The sequence below is a fragment of the Streptomyces sp. NPDC012769 genome (genome assembly GCF_042901205.1).
Taxonomy (GTDB): Bacteria; Actinomycetota; Actinomycetes; order Streptomycetales; family Streptomycetaceae; genus Streptomyces.
The window spans coordinates 122,204-139,749 of record NZ_JBIBCP010000002.1; the positions used below are offsets into that span (position 1 = coordinate 122,204).

The window sequence follows — 17,546 nt, forward strand, 5'->3', positions numbered from 1 at the left end:
CCGGCACGACGAAGGCCCCCGGAACCTGGTTCCGGGGGCCTTCGTACGAGGTCACGTCAGGCTCACGCCTTGGTGAGGTCCTCGACCTCCTCCTCGGGCTCGCGGCCCGGGGTGGGGAGGTTGAACTTGGTGATCGCGAAGCGGAAGACCACGTAGTAGATCGCCGCGAACGCGAGACCGATGGGGATGATCATCCACGGCTTGGTGGCGAGACCCCAGTTGAGGAAGTAGTCGATCGCGCCGGCGGAGAAGCTGAAGCCGTGGTGCACGCCCAGCGCCCAGGTGACGGCCATGGAGAGGGCGGTCAGGACCGCGTGGATCGCGTAGAGGACCGGCGCGATGAACATGAACGCGAACTCGATCGGCTCCGTGATGCCGGTGACGAAGGACGTCAGCGCGAGGGACAGCATCATGCCGCCGACGGCCTTGCGGCGCTCCGGGCGGGCGCAGTGCGTGATGGCGAGTGCGGCGGCCGGCAGGGCGAACATCATGATCGGGAAGAAGCCCGACATGAACTGACCGGCGGTGGGGTCACCGTGGAAGAAGCGCGGCAGGTCGCCGTGCCACATGGCGCCGGCGGAGTCCTTGAAGGAGCCGATCTCCTGCCAGGCGACGGTGTTCACGAACTGGTGCATGCCGATGGGCAGCAGGCCACGGTTGACCACGCCGAAGATGCCCGCGCCGACGGCGCCGAGGCCGGTCATCCACTCGCCGAAGTCGGCGATGACGTTGCCGATCGGCTCCCAGACCAGACCGAAGAAGACACCCATGATCGTGCCGACGAAGGCCATGATGATCGGAACGAGCCGGCGACCGTTGAAGAAGCCGAGCCAGTCGACCAGCTTCGTGCGGTGGTAGCGCTGCCAGATGACCGCGGCCAGCAGGCCCATGACGATGCCGCCGAGGACCTTGGGGTCGTTGTAGGTCGCGGCGACGTCGACACCCTTGTTGGCGGTGGTGTTGACGACGGCGTCGGTGACGGGGAACGCGGTCAGCACGTTCTTGTAGACCAGGAAGCCGACGAGCGCGGCGAGGGCGGTCGATCCGTCGGCCTTCTTGGCGAAGCCGATGGCGATGCCGACACAGAACAGCAGGGGCAGGTTCGCGAAGACCGCGTCACCGGCGGTGGCGAAGACCTTCGCCACCTGGTCCCAGCCGAGACCGTCCTTGCCGAACACGTCGTCCTGGCCGAGACGGAGCAAGATACCCGCGGCCGGCAGTACGGCGATCGGCAGCTGCAGGCTGCGACCGACCTTCTGCAGGCCCTGGAACAGGCCGGATCCGCGCTTCTTCGCGGGAGCGGCGGCCTGGGCGGTGGCCGTACTCATCAACTTCCTCCAGTAGGCAAGGCGCCGCCAGAGGACAAGAAAAGGGGGTGACGGCGGCGTCTCGTGGAACGCGGTGGTCTGGACCGCGTGGTCTACACCAATAAGTGGTGTAGACCTGTTGTAGCACGTGGGACTTAGATAAGGAACCTGTGAATTCTGTGCACTGAGCCATAGCCGGACAGCCGACGACAAAAGGCCCCCGGACCGGAGGTCCGAGGGCCCTGGTGGGGGCGGGTTCACGCCACGGCGCGCAGGCTCACGCCTTGGTGGTGTCCCGGTCCATCTCCTCCTCCACCTCCTCCGGCTCACGCCCAGGAGTCGGAAGATCGAACTTGGTGATCGCGAAGCGGAAGAGCACGTAGTAGACGACCGCGAAGCCCAGACCGATCGGAATGATCAGCCACGGCTTGGTCGCCAGGTTCCAGTTGATCAGGTAGTCGATCAGACCGGCCGAGAAGCTGAACCCGTCCTTGACGCCGAGCGCCCACGTCACCGCCATCGACACACCCGTCAGCACCGCGTGGATCGCGTACAGCACCGGCGCGATGAAGAGGAACGAGTACTCGATCGGCTCCGTGATGCCGGTGACGAACGAGGTCAGGCCGACCGACAGCATCATGCCGCCGACCCGCTTGCGGTGCTGCGGCCGGGCGCAGTGCGTGATCGCCAGCGCCGCCGCCGGCAGGGCGAACATCATGATCGGGAAGAAGCCCGTGAGGAACTGGCCGGCCTCCGGGTCGCCCTGCAGGAACATGTTGATGTCACCGTGGACCACGGTCCCGTCCGGCTTCGTGTACGACCCGAACTGGAACCAGATCGGCACGTTCAGGAACTGGTGCAGACCGATCACCAGCAGCGCCCGGTTCGCCACGCCGAAGATGCCCGAACCCCAGGCGCCCAACCCCACCAGCCAGTCGCTGAAGCTCTCCAGCGCGTCACCGATCGGCGGCCAGATCCACAGGCACAGCGCCGCGAAGGCGATGCCGACGAAAGCCATGATGATCGGGACCAGCCGGCGCCCGTTGAAGAAGCCCAGCCAGTCCACCAGCTTGGTGCGGTGGAACCGCTGCCAGAGGTACGCCGCCAGCAGGCCCATGACGATGCCGCCGAAGACGCCCGGATTCTGGTACGTGTACTCGGCGAAGGCGTCGTCCGCACCCAGGCAGCCGCCGTCGACGTCCCTCGTTCCCGGCGGGCAGTCCTTCGGGAACTGGCGCAGCACCGTGTAGTAGACGAGGAAGCCGACCACCGCGGCGAGCGCGGTCGACCCGTCCGCCTTCTTCGCCATGCCGATGGCGACACCGATGCAGAACAGCAGGGGCAGACCCAGGCTGCCGTTGAGCAGCGCGCCGCCCGCGCCGTCCATGACCTTGGCGACGTTGTCCCAGCCCAGACCGTCCGCGCCGAAGACATCCGGCTGACCGAGCCGGTTGATGATGCCGGCCGCCGGAAGCACGGCGATGGGCAGCTGAAGGCTGCGCCCCATCTTCTGCAGCCCCTGGAAGAAACCGCCCCACATCGACTTCTTCGGTGGGGCGGCGGCACTTGCGCTGCTCATCGGCGTCCTCCCTGGGCCTGCGGACGGGTGCTGGGGGCGTGCTGTGGACGGATGCTGCGATGCACTGGTGTAGACCAGTTGCGGTAGGCTCGCGGAGGCCGCCGAGAGCAGGCCGCCGGTGATCGTCATCATTCGACAGAACGGCGGTATGCGCTCGCGAGGTTGGGCCAACCGTGGGTTACCGTGACACAGCGGACCATCGGTGAGCAGAACGGACAGGGAGAGACACATGGCCAGCAAGGCAGAGAAGATCGTCGCCGGCCTCGGCGGCATCGACAACATCGAAGAGGTCGAGGGCTGCATCACCCGCCTCCGCACCGAGGTCGTCGACCCCGCCCTCGTCGACGAAGCCGCCCTCAAGGCCGCCGGCGCCCACGGCGTCGTCAAGATGGGCACCGCCATCCAGGTCGTCATCGGCACCGACGCCGACCCCATCGCCGCCGACATCGAAGACATGATGTGACCAGCTGACAACAGCTGACGAGGGGCCCGTTCCGGCAGGGGAACGGGCCCCTCCGCCATGACGCCCCCCACGCACTACGCTCAAGGCATGTCTCGTATCGACGGCCGTACCCCCGAACAGCTCCGACCCGTCACCATCGAACGCGGATGGAGCAAGCACGCAGAGGGCTCCGTCCTCATCTCCTTCGGCGACACCAAGGTCTTCTGCACCGCCTCCGTCACCGAAGGCGTCCCGCGCTGGCGCAAGGGCAGCGGCGAAGGCTGGGTCACCGGCGAGTACTCCATGCTCCCCCGCTCCACCAACACCCGCGGCGACCGCGAATCCGTCCGCGGCAAGATCGGCGGCCGCACCCACGAGATCTCCCGCCTCATCGGACGCTCCCTGCGCGCCGTCATCGACTACAAGGCCCTCGGCGAGAACACCATCGTCCTCGACTGCGACGTCCTCCAGGCCGACGGCGGCACCCGCACCGCCGCCATCACCGGCGCCTACGTCGCCCTCGCCGACGCCATCGCCTGGGCCCAGAACAAGAAGCTCGTCAAAGCCGGCCGCAAGCCCCTCACCGGCACCGTCTCCGCCGTCTCCGTCGGCATCGTCGACGGCATCCCCCTCCTCGACCTCTGCTACGAGGAGGACGTCCGCGCCGAGACCGACATGAACGTCGTCTGCACCGGCGACGGCCGCTTCGTCGAGGTCCAGGGCACCGCCGAGGCCGAGCCCTTCGACCGCAAAGAGCTCAACGCCCTCCTCGACCTCGCCTCCGGCGGCTGCGCCGAACTCGCCGAACTCCAGCGCAAGGCACTCGAAGGAACCCTGTAGGACGCCACCGCGTCTCTACGCTTACGGGCGCACGCCTCAAAACCGTGCGCCCCGTCCACACGTACACCTCTTGGGGGGACCCGAACGTGAAGCGTCGCCGCACCATTGCCCTCGCCGTCGCCACGGCCGCCGTCGCAGTCACCGGCCTGGTCGGCTGCGGGGCGCTCGACAAGGCCATGGACTGCGTCAAGACCGCCGAGGCCATCGCCACCTCGGTCGACAAGCTCACCCAGGCCGTCGGCGACGCCTCCAACGACCCCACCAAGATCGAAGAGGCCCTCAACAGCATCGACACCGAGCTGGGCAACCTCAAGAACACCACCGACAACGCGGACCTGACCAAGGCCGTCGAAGACCTCGACAAGGGCGTGGACACCGTCCGCCAGGCCGTCAAGAACGGCGACGCCACCCCCGACATCAAGCCCGTCACCGACGCCGCCGCCGAAATCGGCAAGGTCTGCACCCCCGGATAACCACCCGGCCGACCCGCCCGGCGAGGACCGGATAATCAGGGCATGACCCGTCTGATCCTCGCCACCCGCAACGCGGGCAAGATCACCGAACTCCACGCGATCCTCGCCGACGCAGGCCTCCACCACGAACTCGTCGGCGCGGACGCGTACCCCGACATCCCCGACGTCAAGGAAACCGGCGTCACCTTCGCCGAGAACGCCCTCCTCAAGGCCCACGCCCTCGCCCGCGCCACCGGCCTGCCCGCCGTCGCCGACGACTCCGGCCTCTGCGTCGACGTCCTCGGCGGCGCCCCCGGCATCTTCTCCGCCCGCTGGGCCGGACGCCACGGCGACGACAAGGCCAACCTCGACCTCCTCCTCGCCCAGCTCGCCGACATCGACACCCCCCACCGCACCGCCCACTTCGCCTGCGCGGCCGCCCTCGCCCTCCCCGACGGCACCGAGCGCGTCGTCGAAGGCCGCATGCCCGGCGTCCTCCGCCACGAGCCCATCGGCACCAACGGCTTCGGCTACGACCCGATCCTCCAGCCCGAGGGATACGAGGTCACCTGCGCGGAACTGACGCCCGACCAGAAGAACGCGATCAGCCACCGGGGGAAGGCATTCCGGGCCCTGGTGCCGGTGGTGAAGGAACTGCTGGGCTGAGGCCGAAGAGGCCCACCCGCCTGTGCTGGGTGGGCCTTCGTTTCGAAGGGTGCGGCCGATGGGATTCGAACCCACATGGGCGAAACGCCCAGAGGCACCTAAAACCTCCGCTTATACCATTCAGCAACGGCCGCTCGCCCAGCCATGCTACCGGTGCAGGCACGTCCGCCTAAGAGGTACGCCGTTTCCCGCCGCGGCACCACGTGTCCGTTATCGCGTGGCAGTTGGGACACAGCAGCCGCAGGTTCTCGCGGCGGTCGTCGCTCCAGTCACCGTTGATGTGGTCGACCTCCAGCGTCATGGGCTTCCCGAGCCACTCGGGGCCGGTGCCGCACCGGGCGCACTCCTCGGTCACACCCACCTCTTGGAGCGCACGCCGGAGCAGATGGCTTTTGGTCCGGTGCCCTCGGGCGTGCCGAACGAGGACCTCTTCCGGACGCTTGACGGCCGTCGGGCCCTGCTTGCCCCGCTGATGGGCCTGGCCGAGGAAGTGGTCGGTGCTCAAGCCATCCTCCGCCGTCCACTGGCGGAACTCTGCACGCATCTGCCCTGTACACGGCCTCCCCAAGGCGCGGAGGGCGCCGGCTACGGAAATCGACTGACCGACCGCCTGCCGCAGGTCATCCGGCGTCGGGCGTGGAGGAGGGCCGTCACGGCGCGTCCGGCGCGAAAAGTGCGAGACGTCGATGCCGTAGTGAGCGAAGCGCTTCAGCAGGTAGCGCCGCACCTTGTCGTAAGGCTGCGTGCCGAAGAACGCCATGACCCCGTCGATGTCCGCGCACTGCGCGGCGGCTTCGACCAGCCGCTCACGCGTGTACCGCACCTCGCTCCTCATCGGGCGCGCCCCTTGCCCCGCCCCCGATAGGTGTCCGTGGTCGAGTGGCAGTTGGGACAGAGGAAACGCAGGTTCCCGAGGCGGTTGTCGCGCCAGTTGCCGTCCACGTGGTCGACCTCCAACGGCAGCGGCTCTCCTTGCCAGACGGGTTCCGTCCCGCACAGCGCGCATTGCTGCGGTACCCCGGATTCCGTCATCGCCCACGCGATCCGTTCGCTCGGGATGCGACGTGGGTGCGGGCCATCCTGCTCGACGAGCAGAGCTTCTGGCGTGCGGCGTCGCCGGCTCTCACCCCGCCGTTCCGGCGCTCGAAAGTGCGACGTGTCGATGCCGAACGCCTTCACCCGCCGACTGATGTGCGTGTGCTGCCCGCCCACGACCTCCACCCCCAGCCGTCGCAGCACCTCGCACATGTTCGTCGACGCCGCGACCGCCTCCGCCAGCACCTCCCTCGTCCACCGCATCCCCTCCCGCTCGAAGTGCGACGTGTCCACCCCCAGCGTCCGCATCCGCCCCGCCACGTACCGCCGCGTCGAACTCCGGGGATCCACCCCCAGCCGCTCCAGCGCCTCCGACAGCGTCCGTGCCCCTCGCGCCGCCGCTTCGAGGCGTTCCCTCGTGTACGCGCTCGTCCCCATCGAGCCCCCTCCGTGCTCGGCCACCCGTTCGTGGCCTCGCACGGACTAACGAGCCGAATATCGGACGGTCACGTCATATCGCGTACCAATGACGCGAGCGGTCAGAACTTCGGCTCCGGTGCCCCCGCCATCACCATCTGCGCCGCCTCCTCGTGCGTCTCCACCGCCGGCGGGGAGCCCTCCAGCGGCTGCTGGGCGGTCTCCTTCATGCAGGCCACGGCGATCACGCCGACGAGCGCGGCGCCCATGGCGTAGTAGGCGGGCATCAGGCTGCTGCCGGTGGCGCCGATCAGGGCGGTGATGACGAGGGGGGTCGTGCCGCCGAAGAGGGAGGTGGAGACGTTGTAGCCCACGGAGAGGGAGCCGTAGCGCAGGGAGGTCGGGAAGAGGGCCGGGAGGGCGGCCGACATGGTGCCCAGCATGCAGAGCAGCGAGAGGCCCAGCATCAGCATGCCGGCGGTGATCGCCGGGATTCCGCCCTGGCCGATCAGGAGGAAGGCCGGCAGGGAGAGGAAGAGGAAGCCGAGCATGCCCGCCATCAGGACCGGCTTGCGGCCGAAGCGGTCGTTCAGTCGGCCCACCTGGGTGATCAGCAGCATCATGAGCACCATCACGACCAGCAGCACCAGCAGGCCGTGGGTCTCGCTGTAGCCCAGCTCGTCGGAGAGGTACGTGGGCATGTACGACAGCAGCATGTAGTCGGTGATGTTGTACGCGCCGACCAGTGCGACGCACAGGACGAGCGCCCGCCACTGCTCCCGGAAGATCCTGCCGAGGTCGCCCTTGGTGGTCGTCTCCACGGTGTCCGCCGCCTCGGAGGCGTGCGCCGATTCCGACTCGAGCTTGCGGAAGGCCGGCGTCTCGTCCAGGCGCATCCGCAGGTAGAGGCCGACCAGGCCCAGCGGTCCGGCCACGAGGAACGGCACGCGCCAGCCCCAGGCCTCCATGGTGTCGGAACCCAGCCACGCGGTCAGTGCCGTGACCAGGCCGGCCGCGCCGACGTAGCCGGCCAGTGTGCCGAACTCCAGGAAGCTGCCGAAGTAGCCGCGTCGGCGGTCCGGGGCGTACTCGGCGATGAAGGTCGAGGCGCCTCCGTACTCGCCGCCGGTCGAGAAGCCCTGCAGCATCCGGAAGAACACGAGCAGCACCGGCGCCCAGAAGCCGATGGCGGCGTACGACGGGATCAGACCGATCGCGAAGGTGCCGACCGCCATGAGGATCATGGTCAGGGCCAGGACCTTCTTGCGGCCCAGCCGGTCACCCATGGGGCCGAAGACCATGCCGCCGAGCGGCCGGATCAGGAAGGCGACCGCGAAGGTCGCGAACGACGACAGGAGTTGCACCGTGTCGTTGCCGGAGGGGAAGAAGACGTGGCCGAGGGTGACGGCGAGGTAGGCGTAGACGCCGAAGTCGAACCACTCCATGGCGTTGCCGAGGGAGGCCGCCCGTACGGCCCGCTTGACCGCCGCCTCGTCGGTCACCGTGATGTCCGTGCGGCGCAGCCTCGGCCGCTGCCGGCGGGTGACCGCCCGGAACAGCCGGGGATGCCGCCTCAGGGCGTCCGGATGGGCCGGGGTGTCGTGGTCTGGGGCCGGCATGGCCGTACGTCCTTTCTCCGGGGATGTTCCGGGAAGGACTTCTGCACGGTCACGCCGTTCCCAAACGGAATTCGGCGCCGAGTGCGACCCGCGTCACGCGCCGCGTCACGTGGGACGGACCCGGCGCCGGGAGGGCTCAGCCCTCGATCTTCAGGTCCTTGAGGATCTTGGCGACGTGGCCGGTGGCCTTCACGTTGTACAGCGCGCGCTCGACCTTGCCGTCCTCGTCGACCACGACGGTGGAGCGGATCACGCCCGTCACCGTCTTGCCGTAGAGCTTCTTCTCGCCGAAGGCGCCGTAGGCCTCCAGGACCTTCTTCTCCGGGTCGCCGACCAGCGTGACCTTGAGGCTCTCCTTCTCGCGGAACTTCGCCAGCTTCTCCGGCTTGTCCGGCGACACGCCGATGACGTCGTAGCCCGCGCCGGCCAGCAGGTCCAGGTTGTCGGTGAAGTCGCAGGCCTGCTTGGTGCAGCCCGGGGTGAGGGCGGCGGGGTAGAAGTAGACGATGACCTTGCGGCCCTTGTGGTCAGCGAGCGAGACCTCGTTGCCGTCCGCGTCGGGAAGGGTGAAGGCGGGGGCGGTGTCGCCGGGCTGAAGTCGCTCGCTCATGGCTCTCCTCGGAGGTCGTACGCGTACGCCGACCCAGCCTAATGGGGGTCTGTGACAACCCTGGCGGCTTCGAGCTGACAGACTGTCCACAACGACCGGACACAACGACCGGAAACACGACTACGGAGGCAGCGCGGTGTCGGACGCCAGGACCCCTGCGCAGATCGAGGCGGACATCGTCCGCCGGCGCGAGCAGCTCGCCGTCACGCTCGACGAGATCGGCATTCGGATGCACCCGAAGACGATCATCGGGGACGCGAAGGCGAAGGTCGCCGCCCAGGTCGACCACACCGCCGGACGGGCGTTCGTGGCCGTCAACCGCGTCGTCTCGGACGTGAAGGCGCGCCTGACCCACGCGGACGGCGCCCCGCGTCTGGAGCGCGTGGTCCCGGTGGCGCTCGTCGCCGTCGCGGTGGTGGGGCTGATCGCCGTGTCCTCCCGCAAGGGCAGGCGATGACCTCGTACGCCCCGGTCCGCCGGTCCCTCGCGGGGTCATGGGCGCGGTCCCGGGTACGGGCGACACGCCCGGGCAGGTAGGTTCGGACCGTGAGCGAGAACACGCACGACAAGCTGCCCATCCGGATGCTCCACGACCGCGTCCTGGTCCGGACCGACACCCCCGAGGGGGAGCGTCGCTCGGGCGGCGGCATCCTGATCCCGGCGACCGCGGCGGTCGGCCGCCGTCTTGCCTGGGCCGAGGTCGTCGCGGTCGGGCAGAACGTCCGGACCGTCGAGATCGGCGACCGGGTCCTGTACGACCCCGAGGACCGTGCCGAGGTCGAGGTGCGGGGCGTGGCGTACGTCCTGATGCGCGAGCGCGATCTGCACGCGGTGGCCGCGGACCGCTTCCAGGGGGCCTCCGACTCGACCGGGCTCTACCTCTAAGAGGGTCCTCTCAGAGGGCCCGGCCGTTTTTCCGTCCCTCCAAGGGCCTGGTGACCGCTGTCACCAGGCCCTTCGCGCGTCTTTGCTAGCCTGGAATGACCCGACGAGACGCGCCGTACCGGGTTTCACGACAAGACGACGCACCCCTGTTGATCCGTCTCGCGGAGGTGTTCGTCGTCATGGCCTGGGTTCTTCTCATCGTCGCCGGTCTGCTCGAGGTCGGCTGGTCGATCGGCATGAAGTACACCGAGGGCTTCACGCGTCTGTGGCCCAGCGTGTTCACCGCCGCCGGGATCGTCGCCTCGATGATGCTGCTGTCGCAGGCCGCCAAGACCCTTCCGATCGGTACGGCCTACGGCGTGTGGGTCGGCATCGGCGCGGCCGGTGCGGCGGTGCTCGGCATGGTGGTGCTGGGTGAGCCGGCGACCGCCGCGAGGATGTTCTTCGTGTGTCTGCTGCTGGTGGCCGTGGTGGGCCTCAAGGCGACCTCGGGGCACTGACCGGGGCCCCGGCCGTTCCGTCGATCGGGGCCCCGGCCGTCCCGTCGCTCGTCCCGTCGATCGGCCCGGCGCCCGGTCCGGCGAGCTGTCCTCCGCCCGTCCCGTCGATGGGTCCGCCGCCCAGGCCGTCGACCGGAGCCGGAGCCGGCGCCGGAATCGGCGGGGCGGCGGCGTCAGGGCCCGGCCCGCCCGGCCCGGGGCCCTCCGCCCACGGGTGCCCCGCGGTCTCGGGGGCCCGGGCCTGAGGGCCCGGCGCCGGGTGGGCCTCCGCCTGCCGCCGAGGGTCCGCCCGCGGGTCGGGCTCTCCCGGCCCGCCCGGCTCCCCTCGTACGGTCGACCTCGGCGTCCAGGGCGCCCACGGCTTCGGTCCGTGCGGCGGGCGGGCGGCGCCCGGCCCCTCGTACCCCTCCGTGCCGGCCTCCCCGAAGGGTGGCTCCTCCTCGGCGCCCGGCATCAGCCGCAGGTCGAAGTCCTTCGGCGGCACCCCGGCGAGCGCCTCGCGGGTGAACCGGGCCCAGATCTCCGCCGGTGCCCCGGCCCCGTTGATACGCGGCTGCCCGAGCGCCCCGTACAGCGGCATCTGCCGGCCCGTGTCCGGGTCCTGGCCCATCATCGCCACCACGGTCGCGAGCTCGGGGGTGTAGCCGGCGAACCAGGCCGCCTTGTCGTCCTCCGCCGTGCCCGTCTTGCCCGCCGCGGGCCGTCCGGCCGCCAGGGCCGCCGTGCCCGTGCCGCCCTCGACGACGCTCCGCAGCACCGAGGTCGTGGTGTCGGCGGCCTCGCGTCCGATCACCTGCCGGGGCTCTTCGGCGGGCAGCGTGAACTCCTCGCCGTCCCTGGTCACCTTCTCGACCAGGCTGTACGTGCCGCGGCGGCCGTGGTTCGCGAGGGTGGCGTAGGCCTGCGCCAGGTCCAGGACGCTCGCCGTGGCCGGGCCGAGCGCGATGGACGGGGTGGCGGTGAGGTCCGGGGTCCCGGCCGGCAGGCCCAGCGCCACCGCGGTCTCACGGACCCGGGCGGGCCCGGCGTCCACGGCCATCTGGGCGTACACGGTGTTCACCGATTCGTCGGTGGCGGACCGCACGGTGATCTCGCCGTAGTCGGCGTCGTCCTCGTTGGCCGGGTCGTAGTACGGGCCGCTCCAGCCCTGCACCGGGCGGCGGTTGTCGCCCTCGTAGAGGGTGTGCGGGGTGATCGGCTCGCCCTGCTGGGTCTGGGCGCCGTGCTGGAACGCCGTGGCGAGGACGAAGGGCTTGAAGGTGGAGCCGACCTGGTAGTCGCGGCGGGTGGCGTTGTTGACGAACTGCCGGGTGTAGTCGACGCCTCCGTAGAGGGCGACGACCTTGCCGCTCGTCGGGTCGATGGCCGCGCCCCCGACCCGTACGTGACGGTCGGTGGGGTTGCGGTCCGGGTCGAGCTTCGAGGTCACGTGCTCGTCGACGGCCTTCACGAAGGCGTCCTGCTTGGCCGGTTCCAGGGTGGTGGTGATGCGGAAGCCGCCGGCGGCCAGCGTCTTGTCGTCGATGCCGGCGTGCTCGGTCAGATACTGCTCGACGGCCTGGACCAGATAGCCGCGCTGCCCGGAGAGCCCGGCCGAGGGGCGCGCGGGCTGCGGGGCGGGGAAGACGGCGGCTGCGCGGGCGGCGGGGGAGAGCCAGCCCTCCTTGACCATGCCGTCGAGGACGTAGCGCCAGCGGGCGAGCGCCCGTTCGCGGTTCTCGGGGTGGACGGCGACGTCGTACGCGTTGGGGGCGTTGAGCAGCGAGGCGAGGTAGGCGCCCTCGGCGGTGTCCAGGTCGTGGGCGTCCTTGCCGTAGTAGGCGCGGGCGGCGGCCTGGATGCCGTAGGCGTTGCGGCCGAAGTAGCTGGTGTTCAGATAGCCCTCGAGGATCTCGTCCTTGGTCTTCTCGCGGCCCAGCTTGAGCGCGATGAAGAACTCCTTCGCCTTGCGGGTGAGGGTCTGTTCCTGGCCGAGGTAGTAGTTCTTGACGTACTGCTGGGTGATGGTGGAGCCGGACTGGCGGCCCTTGCCGGTGAGGGTGTTCCAGGTGGCGCGGATCATGGCCCGGGGGTCGACGGCGGGCGAGCCGCGGAAGTCGCGCTCCTCGGCGGCGAGGACGGCGTGCTGGACGGTGACCGGGACCCGTCGCAGGCTCACGTTCTCCCGGTCGATCTCGCCGTCGCGGGCGATGGGGGTGCCGTCGCGGTAGAGGAAGAGGTTGGACTGGGCGACCGCGGTGGCGTTGGCGGCCGGGATGTCCACGAGGAGATAGCCGGCGACGAGGCCGCCGAGCAGGAGCAGGACGCCGAGGACGACGAGGCCGAACAGGCGCCGCAGGATGCGGCGGGGCCGGCGCGGCCTGGAGGGCGGGGCGGGGACGGTCGGGTCCCGTGGTTCCCAGGAAGGCTCGGCGGTCCGAACCTCTCGCGTACCGGATGAAGGGGACATAGCATCACATCCTGCCCTCAGGAGCCCCGAAGGGGCGGGAAAACACGAGCCCGAAAGGGGCGACGGCGGGAAAACCGGTCGCGGCGGCACGGGAAACCCCTCTAAGGTCGTGCGCTTTGGTGCCGAGGGGAGAGGGGACGTGGCGTGCGGGGCGTGCTGCGGCTCTACGCGACGGTGGCGGCCGGTGGTTTCCGGCGCCATGCCACCTACCGGGTGGCCACCGCGGCGGGGGTGTTCACCAACACGGTCTTCGGCTTCATCCTGTCGTACACCTATATAGCCCTGTGGGAAGCCCGCCCCGGTCTCGGCGGATACGCCATGGGCGACGCCCTCGCCTATGTGTGGATCGGGCAGGCGCTCATCACCGTGTGCGGACTGATGGGCGGCGGTTTCGAGGACGAACTCATCGAACGGATCCGGACGGGCGACATCGCGGTCGACCTCTACCGGCCCGCCGACCTCCAGACCTGGTGGTTCGCCGCCAACCTGGGCCGTTCCGCCTTCCAGCTGCTCGGCCGCGGGGTCGTCCCCATGGCCTTCGGCGCCCTCGCCTTCGACCTGACCCTGCCGTCCCGCCCCTGGACCTGGCTCGCCTTCGTCACCGCCGTGATGCTCGGCTCGGCCGTCAGCTTCGCCCTCTGGTACCTGGTGGCCATGAGCGCCTTCTGGCTCCTCGACGGCCAGGGCGTGGCCCAGGTCGCCTGGCTCGGCGGCCTGTTCTTCTCCGGGATGCTGCTCCCGCTGAACGTCTTCCCGGGCTCGCTCGGCGAGGTGGCGCGGATGCTGCCCTGGGCGTCGCTGCTCCAGGTCCCGGCCGATGTCTACCTGGAGCGGTACGAGGGGTGGGGGCTGCTCGGGGCGTACGGCTTCCAGGCCTGCTGGGCGGCCGTGCTGCTGGCGGCGGGCCGGGCGGCGCAGGCGGCGGCGACGCGGAAGGTGGTGGTGCAGGGTGGCTGAGTCCTATGAGCTGGAGGCGTCCTACGGGCCGGAGGGGGCCCATGGCCAGATGGCGGGCGGGCCGGAGGAGGCCTGGGGGCGGCCGGCGCAGGAGCGGGAGGGCGTCTGGGGCCGCGCGTACCGCATGGCCGGCGAGTCCTGGCGTACGTACCGGATGGTGGCGGCCATGTGGATCCGCTCCACCATGACGTACCGCTCCTCCTTCGCGCTCACCCTCCTCTCCTCCTTCACCGTCACCTTCTTCGACTTCGTCGTCATCCTCCTGATGTTCGGTCAGGTCCGTGGCCTCGGCGGGTTCTCCTTCGCCGAGGTCGCCTTCCTGTACGGGACGGCGGGGACGTCCTTCGGGCTCGCGGACCTGGCGCTGGGCTCGCTGCAGAGGATGGGCAAGCGGGTGCGCGACGGGTCCCTCGACACCTTCCTGCTGCGGCCCGCCCCGGTCCTCGCCCAGGTCGCGGCGGACAAGTTCGCCCTGCGGCGGCTCGGGCGGCTCGCCCAGGGGCTGCTGGTCCTGGTGTGGGGCCTGGTCCTGCTCGATGTCGCCTGGACGCCCGTGAAGGTGCTCCTGCTGCCGGTGATGCTGCTGAGCGGTGCGCTGATCTTCGCCGCGGTGATGGTGATCGGCGCGTCGGCGCTGTTCTGGATGCTGGACGCGGCGGAGGTCACCAGCTCGTTCACGTACGGCGGCAACACGCTGCTCCAGTACCCGCCGACGATCTTCGCCCAGGACCTGGTGCGCGGTGTCGTCTTCGTCGTGCCGCTCGCCTTCGTGAACTGGCTGCCCGCCCTGTACGTGCTCGGCCGGCCCGCCCCGGCGGGGGTGCCGGGCTGGACGGCGTTCGCCTCGCCGCTGGTGGCGGCGGCGTGCTGCGCCGTCGCGGGGTGGGCGTGGCGGGCGGGCCTTCGTAGCTACCGATCGACAGGAAGCTGAGACGCCGTGGGATTCATCGAACTGCACGAGGTGGAGAAGGTCTTCACGGTCAGGAAGCGGGCCGGTCTGCTGCGCCGCGAGAAGCGGGAGGTCAGAGCGGTCGACGGCATCTCCTTCACCGTGGAGAAGGGCGAGATAGTCGGCTACATCGGCCCCAACGGTGCCGGGAAGTCCACCACCATCAAGATGCTCACCGGCATCCTCACCCCGAGCGGCGGCCGGCTGCGCGTCGCCGGCATCGACCCGTCGCGCGAGCGCAGCAGGCTGGCGGCGCGCATCGGCGTCGTCTTCGGCCAGCGCACCACCCTGTGGTGGGACCTGCCGTTGCGCGACTCGTACCGGCTGACCCACCGCATGTACCGCATCCCCGACGACCGCTTCCGGGAGAACCTCGCCCGCTGCGTGGACCTCCTCGACCTCGGTGAGCTGCTCGACGTGCCCGTACGCCAGCTCTCCCTCGGCCAGCGGATGCGCGGCGACATCGCCGCCGCCCTGCTGCACGACCCGGACGTGCTCTACCTCGACGAGCCGACCATCGGCCTGGACGTCGTGTCCAAGGCGAAGGTGCGGGAGTTCCTGCGCGAGCTGAACGCCACCCGCGGCACGACCGTGCTGCTGACCACCCACGACCTCACCGACATCGAACAGCTCTGCTCCCGGGTCATGGTCATCGACCACGGCCGTCTGATGTACGACGGGGAGCTCGCCGGCCTGCACGAGGCGGGGGAGAGCGAGCGGCTGCTCGTGGTCGACCTGGCCCGGGAGACGGCGCCGATCGATGTGCCGGGTGCCCGTTTCGTACGGGCGGAGGGGCCGCGCCAGTTCCTCGCCCTGCCGTCCCACGCCTCGGCGGCGCCGGTGGTGGCGGCGGTGGCCGCGGCGTACCCGCTGGTTGACCTTTCGGTGCGGGAGCCTGACATCGAGTCGGTGATCGCGAAGATGTATGCGGGAACGGTGGGAACGGCGGGAACCGCGGGAACTCGGGATGCGGGAACTCGGGATGCGGCCGGGGAGTCCCTCAGATAGGGAGGTGAGGTGACGGTGCCATGGTGAGCTTCACGTACACGGCGGCGGACGAGGAGAAGAGCAGGGGCGTACGCCGCATGAAGGCGTTCGCCGCGTCGCTCCTCGGCTTCGTGGCGGTCGTCTACGCCCTGGCCACATGGGCGAAGTCCGCGGACGCCGGGGCCTGGGCCGGCTATGTGGCCGCCGCGGCGGAGGCGGGCATGGTCGGCGCGCTCGCGGACTGGTTCGCGGTGACGGCCCTGTTCCGCCGCCCGCTGGGCCTGCCCATCCCGCACACCGCGATCATCCCGACGAAGAAGGACCAGCTGGGCGCCTCGCTCGGCACCTTCGTCGGCGAGAACTTCCTGTCCGCCGACGTCGTACGGGGCAGGCTGCGCGGCTTCGCCATCGCCAGCCGCCTCGGCACATGGCTGGCGGACCCGGCGCACGCCGACCGGGTGACCTCCGAGCTGGCCGCGGCACTGCGGGGCGCCCTCACCGTGCTGCGGGACTCCGACGTGCAGGCGATCGTCGGCGAGGCGATCACCCGGCGGGCGGAGGCTGCGGAGATCGGCCCGGGCCTCGGCAAGACCCTGGAACGGGTGGTCTCCGACGGCGCCCACCACCGGGCCGTGGACCTGGTCTGCGCCCGCGCCCACGACTGGCTGGTGACGCACGGCGACTCGGTGATGGAGGCCGTCCAGGGCGGCGCGCCGGGCTGGACCCCGCGCTTCGTCGACCGGCGCGTGGGCGAGCGCGTCTACAAGGAGCTGCTCCGCTTCGTCACGGAGATGCGCGACATGCCGGCCCATCCGGCGCGCGGCGCCATCGACCGCTTCCTGCGGGACTTCGCCGCCGACCTCCAGGCCGACACCGACACCCGGGCCCGGGTCGAGCGCCTGAAGTCCGAGCTGCTGGCCCGCCCCGAGATCCAGGACGTCATCGCCTCCGCCTGGTCCTCGGTGCGCGCCCTGATCCTGGCCGCCGCCGAGGACGACCGCAGCCAGCTCCGCCGCCGCGCCCGCGCCTCCCTGATCTCCCTGGGCACCCGCCTCTCGGAGGACGCCCGCCTCCAGGCGAAGGTCGAGGGCTGGGCCGAGGACGCGGCCGCCTACGTGGTCACCACCTACCGCGCCGAGATCACCTCCCTGATCACCGACACCATCGCCGGCTGGGACGCCACCCAGACCTCCAAGAAGATCGAGGCCAACATCGGCCGCGACCTCCAGTTCATCCGCATCAACGGCACGGTGGTGGGCGCCCTCGCCGGCCTGCTGATCTACACGGTGAGCCACGCCCTGGGCGGGTGAGGGAGGGGCGGGAGAGGGGGGCGCCCGCCACGCGCCGGGCGCGGGCTCGGCCCGCCTCGCGGGTGAGGCGGAGGGTGACTGCGGCCTCAGCCCGCCTTGCGGGTGACGGCCCAGGGAGCGGGCGGCGCTGCCCGCGGGGTCAGCCTGCCTTGCGGGTGACGGCCCAGGAGGCCCCGGCCATCGCCCCGGCCACCGAGAACACCGCGGGCCACGCCCCGATCTTCTTCGCGAGCGGGTGGGACCCGGCGAACGCGGCCACATAGGCGGCCCCCAGCCCGGCCGCCGCCTTCCCTCCGGCCACCCGCTGCCACTCCCGCGAAGCCACCCCACCAGCCACCGCCAGCACCACCCCGCCGAGCGGCCGCTTCTTGGTCCACCGGGCGACGGCATAGCCGCCGACGAGGCCGGCGGCGGCGATGGCGGGGGAGAGGGTGCGGGGCATGGCTGTGGGCCTTCCGTTCGATGGAGACGATGCGGTCGAGCGTAACGAGGGCCTGGTCGGGGCGGGAGTTTCGGGGCTGTGTCTGGCCACGCGGCAAGGC

The 17,546-nt window shown here is 70.5% G+C and carries 19 protein-coding genes, 1 tRNA gene and 1 riboswitch; of the genes, 11 read left to right on the forward strand and 9 right to left on the reverse strand.

The features are described from left to right. Positions 1–62 precede the first annotated feature (62 nt). Together ACFY7C_RS09400 and ACFY7C_RS09405 are read right to left on the reverse strand one after the other, a co-directional pair. Entirely contained in the window at positions 63–1,328 is a 1,266-nt protein-coding gene (locus ACFY7C_RS09400) for a PTS transporter subunit EIIC (RefSeq protein ID WP_389646377.1), read from the reverse strand. A 256-nt stretch (positions 1,329–1,584) separates the two neighbouring features. After that, the gene (locus tag ACFY7C_RS09405) at positions 1,585–2,886 is read right to left on the reverse strand and encodes a PTS transporter subunit EIIC (protein WP_389646380.1); all 1,302 of its coding nucleotides are present in this window, start codon (positions 2,884–2,886) and stop codon (positions 1,585–1,587) included. 229 nt (positions 2,887–3,115) lie between these two features. Here ACFY7C_RS09405 and ACFY7C_RS09410 point away from each other — a divergent pair, with 229 nt between their 5' ends. From ACFY7C_RS09410 to rdgB, 4 genes are all read left to right on the forward strand, one after another. Continuing rightward, entirely contained in the window at positions 3,116–3,349 is a 234-nt protein-coding gene (locus tag ACFY7C_RS09410; protein ID WP_345487976.1) for a PTS glucose/sucrose transporter subunit IIB, read from the forward strand. Between the two features lie 87 nt (positions 3,350–3,436). After that, positions 3,437–4,168, forward strand: coding sequence for a ribonuclease PH (gene rph, locus ACFY7C_RS09415; RefSeq protein ID WP_352080741.1), 732 nt, complete (start codon positions 3,437–3,439; stop codon positions 4,166–4,168). A gap of 86 nt (positions 4,169–4,254) precedes the next feature. Further along, positions 4,255–4,641, forward strand: a complete 387-nt coding sequence (locus ACFY7C_RS09420) for a hypothetical protein (RefSeq protein WP_389646385.1) — start codon at positions 4,255–4,257, stop codon at positions 4,639–4,641. Between the two features lie 42 nt (positions 4,642–4,683). After that, positions 4,684–5,286, forward strand: coding sequence for an RdgB/HAM1 family non-canonical purine NTP pyrophosphatase (rdgB, locus tag ACFY7C_RS09425; RefSeq protein ID WP_389646388.1), 603 nt, complete (start codon positions 4,684–4,686; stop codon positions 5,284–5,286). A gap of 50 nt (positions 5,287–5,336) precedes the next feature. On the opposite strand, the gene ACFY7C_RS09430 is transcribed toward rdgB, so the two are convergent. From ACFY7C_RS09430 to bcp, 5 genes are all read right to left on the reverse strand, one after another. Then, positions 5,337–5,420, reverse strand: a tRNA-Leu gene (locus ACFY7C_RS09430). Between the two features lie 35 nt (positions 5,421–5,455). Next, entirely contained in the window at positions 5,456–6,121 is a 666-nt protein-coding gene (locus ACFY7C_RS09435) for an HNH endonuclease (protein WP_389646392.1), read from the reverse strand. Next, entirely contained in the window at positions 6,118–6,759 is a 642-nt protein-coding gene (locus ACFY7C_RS09440) for an HNH endonuclease signature motif containing protein (RefSeq protein ID WP_389646395.1), read from the reverse strand. Before ACFY7C_RS09440 ends, ACFY7C_RS09435 begins: the two co-directional genes overlap by 4 nt. A 101-nt stretch (positions 6,760–6,860) precedes the next feature. After that, complete coding sequence (gene proP, locus ACFY7C_RS09445) at positions 6,861–8,357, reverse strand: glycine betaine/L-proline transporter ProP (RefSeq protein WP_389646398.1); 1,497 nt, start codon at positions 8,355–8,357, stop codon at positions 6,861–6,863. Positions 8,358–8,493: 136 nt separating this feature from the next. Further along, positions 8,494–8,967 carry a thioredoxin-dependent thiol peroxidase gene (bcp, locus tag ACFY7C_RS09450; protein WP_389646401.1) on the reverse strand — a complete coding sequence of 158 codons (474 nt, stop codon included), beginning with the start codon at positions 8,965–8,967 and terminating at the stop codon, positions 8,494–8,496. Positions 8,968–9,103: 136 nt separating this feature from the next. Between bcp and ACFY7C_RS09455 the strand changes: the two genes are divergently transcribed. From ACFY7C_RS09455 to ACFY7C_RS09465, 3 genes are all read left to right on the forward strand, one after another. Continuing rightward, positions 9,104–9,424, forward strand: a complete 321-nt coding sequence (locus ACFY7C_RS09455; RefSeq protein ID WP_389646404.1) for a DUF3618 domain-containing protein — start codon at positions 9,104–9,106, stop codon at positions 9,422–9,424. Positions 9,425–9,513: 89 nt separating this feature from the next. Beyond that, entirely contained in the window at positions 9,514–9,852 is a 339-nt protein-coding gene (locus ACFY7C_RS09460) for a co-chaperone GroES (protein ID WP_356692807.1), read from the forward strand. Positions 9,853–9,928: 76 nt separating this feature from the next. Beyond that, positions 9,929–9,997: riboswitch (guanidine-III (ykkC-III) riboswitch) on the forward strand. Positions 9,998–10,031: 34 nt separating this feature from the next. Then, a complete protein-coding gene (locus ACFY7C_RS09465; RefSeq protein WP_389646407.1) occupies positions 10,032–10,352 on the forward strand; it encodes a DMT family transporter in 321 nt (106 codons plus the stop codon). Here the strand turns inward: ACFY7C_RS09465 and ACFY7C_RS09470 are convergent. Beyond that, positions 10,330–12,801, reverse strand: coding sequence for a transglycosylase domain-containing protein (locus ACFY7C_RS09470; protein ID WP_389646410.1), 2,472 nt, complete (start codon positions 12,799–12,801; stop codon positions 10,330–10,332). The genes ACFY7C_RS09465 and ACFY7C_RS09470 overlap by 23 nt on opposite strands. Before the next feature lie 156 nt (positions 12,802–12,957). On the opposite strand from ACFY7C_RS09470, the gene ACFY7C_RS09475 reads away from it, so the two are divergent. Genes ACFY7C_RS09475 through ACFY7C_RS09490 form a run of 4 tightly spaced genes read left to right on the forward strand, consistent with a single transcriptional unit; the run spans position 12,958 to position 17,004 of the window. Next, entirely contained in the window at positions 12,958–13,758 is an 801-nt protein-coding gene (locus ACFY7C_RS09475) for an ABC transporter permease (protein WP_389649406.1), read from the forward strand. Positions 13,759–13,807: 49 nt separating this feature from the next. Further along, positions 13,808–14,689, forward strand: a complete 882-nt coding sequence (locus tag ACFY7C_RS09480; RefSeq protein WP_389649409.1) for an ABC transporter permease — start codon at positions 13,808–13,810, stop codon at positions 14,687–14,689. Between the two features lie 6 nt (positions 14,690–14,695). After that, the gene (locus tag ACFY7C_RS09485; protein WP_389646413.1) at positions 14,696–15,715 is read left to right on the forward strand and encodes an ATP-binding cassette domain-containing protein; all 1,020 of its coding nucleotides are present in this window, start codon (positions 14,696–14,698) and stop codon (positions 15,713–15,715) included. A 20-nt stretch (positions 15,716–15,735) separates the two neighbouring features. Continuing rightward, on the forward strand, positions 15,736–17,004 hold the full coding sequence (locus ACFY7C_RS09490) for a DUF445 domain-containing protein (RefSeq protein WP_389646415.1): 1,269 nt from the start codon (positions 15,736–15,738) through the stop codon (positions 17,002–17,004). A 139-nt stretch (positions 17,005–17,143) separates the two neighbouring features. Here ACFY7C_RS09490 and ACFY7C_RS09495 read toward each other — a convergent pair whose 3' ends face one another. Further along, a complete protein-coding gene (locus tag ACFY7C_RS09495; protein WP_389646418.1) occupies positions 17,144–17,446 on the reverse strand; it encodes a hypothetical protein in 303 nt (100 codons plus the stop codon). Positions 17,447–17,546: the final 100 nt, after the last annotated feature.

Bases quoted from the DNA above. Each gene is read 5' to 3' on its own strand.
- ACFY7C_RS09405 (WP_389646380.1), bottom strand. From the start codon at position 2,886: ATGAGCAGCGCAAGTGCCGCCGCCCCACCGAAGAAGTCGATGTGGGGC.
- ACFY7C_RS09435 (WP_389646392.1), bottom strand. From the start codon at position 6,121: ATGAGGAGCGAGGTGCGGTACACGCGTGAGCGGCTGGTCGAAGCCGCC.
- ACFY7C_RS09490 (WP_389646415.1), top strand. From the start codon at position 15,736: ATGGTGAGCTTCACGTACACGGCGGCGGACGAGGAGAAGAGCAGGGGC.
- ACFY7C_RS09480 (WP_389649409.1), top strand. From the start codon at position 13,808: ATGGCGGGCGGGCCGGAGGAGGCCTGGGGGCGGCCGGCGCAGGAGCGG.
- rph (WP_352080741.1), top strand. From the start codon at position 3,437: ATGTCTCGTATCGACGGCCGTACCCCCGAACAGCTCCGACCCGTCACC.
- proP (WP_389646398.1), bottom strand. From the start codon at position 8,357: ATGCCGGCCCCAGACCACGACACCCCGGCCCATCCGGACGCCCTGAGG.
- ACFY7C_RS09440 (WP_389646395.1), bottom strand. From the start codon at position 6,759: ATGGGGACGAGCGCGTACACGAGGGAACGCCTCGAAGCGGCGGCGCGA.
- ACFY7C_RS09400 (WP_389646377.1), bottom strand. From the start codon at position 1,328: ATGAGTACGGCCACCGCCCAGGCCGCCGCTCCCGCGAAGAAGCGCGGA.
- ACFY7C_RS09465 (WP_389646407.1), top strand. From the start codon at position 10,032: ATGGCCTGGGTTCTTCTCATCGTCGCCGGTCTGCTCGAGGTCGGCTGG.
- ACFY7C_RS09470 (WP_389646410.1), bottom strand. From the start codon at position 12,801: ATGTCCCCTTCATCCGGTACGCGAGAGGTTCGGACCGCCGAGCCTTCC.
- rdgB (WP_389646388.1), top strand. From the start codon at position 4,684: ATGACCCGTCTGATCCTCGCCACCCGCAACGCGGGCAAGATCACCGAA.
- bcp (WP_389646401.1), bottom strand. From the start codon at position 8,967: ATGAGCGAGCGACTTCAGCCCGGCGACACCGCCCCCGCCTTCACCCTT.
- ACFY7C_RS09495 (WP_389646418.1), bottom strand. From the start codon at position 17,446: ATGCCCCGCACCCTCTCCCCCGCCATCGCCGCCGCCGGCCTCGTCGGC.
- ACFY7C_RS09410 (WP_345487976.1), top strand. From the start codon at position 3,116: ATGGCCAGCAAGGCAGAGAAGATCGTCGCCGGCCTCGGCGGCATCGAC.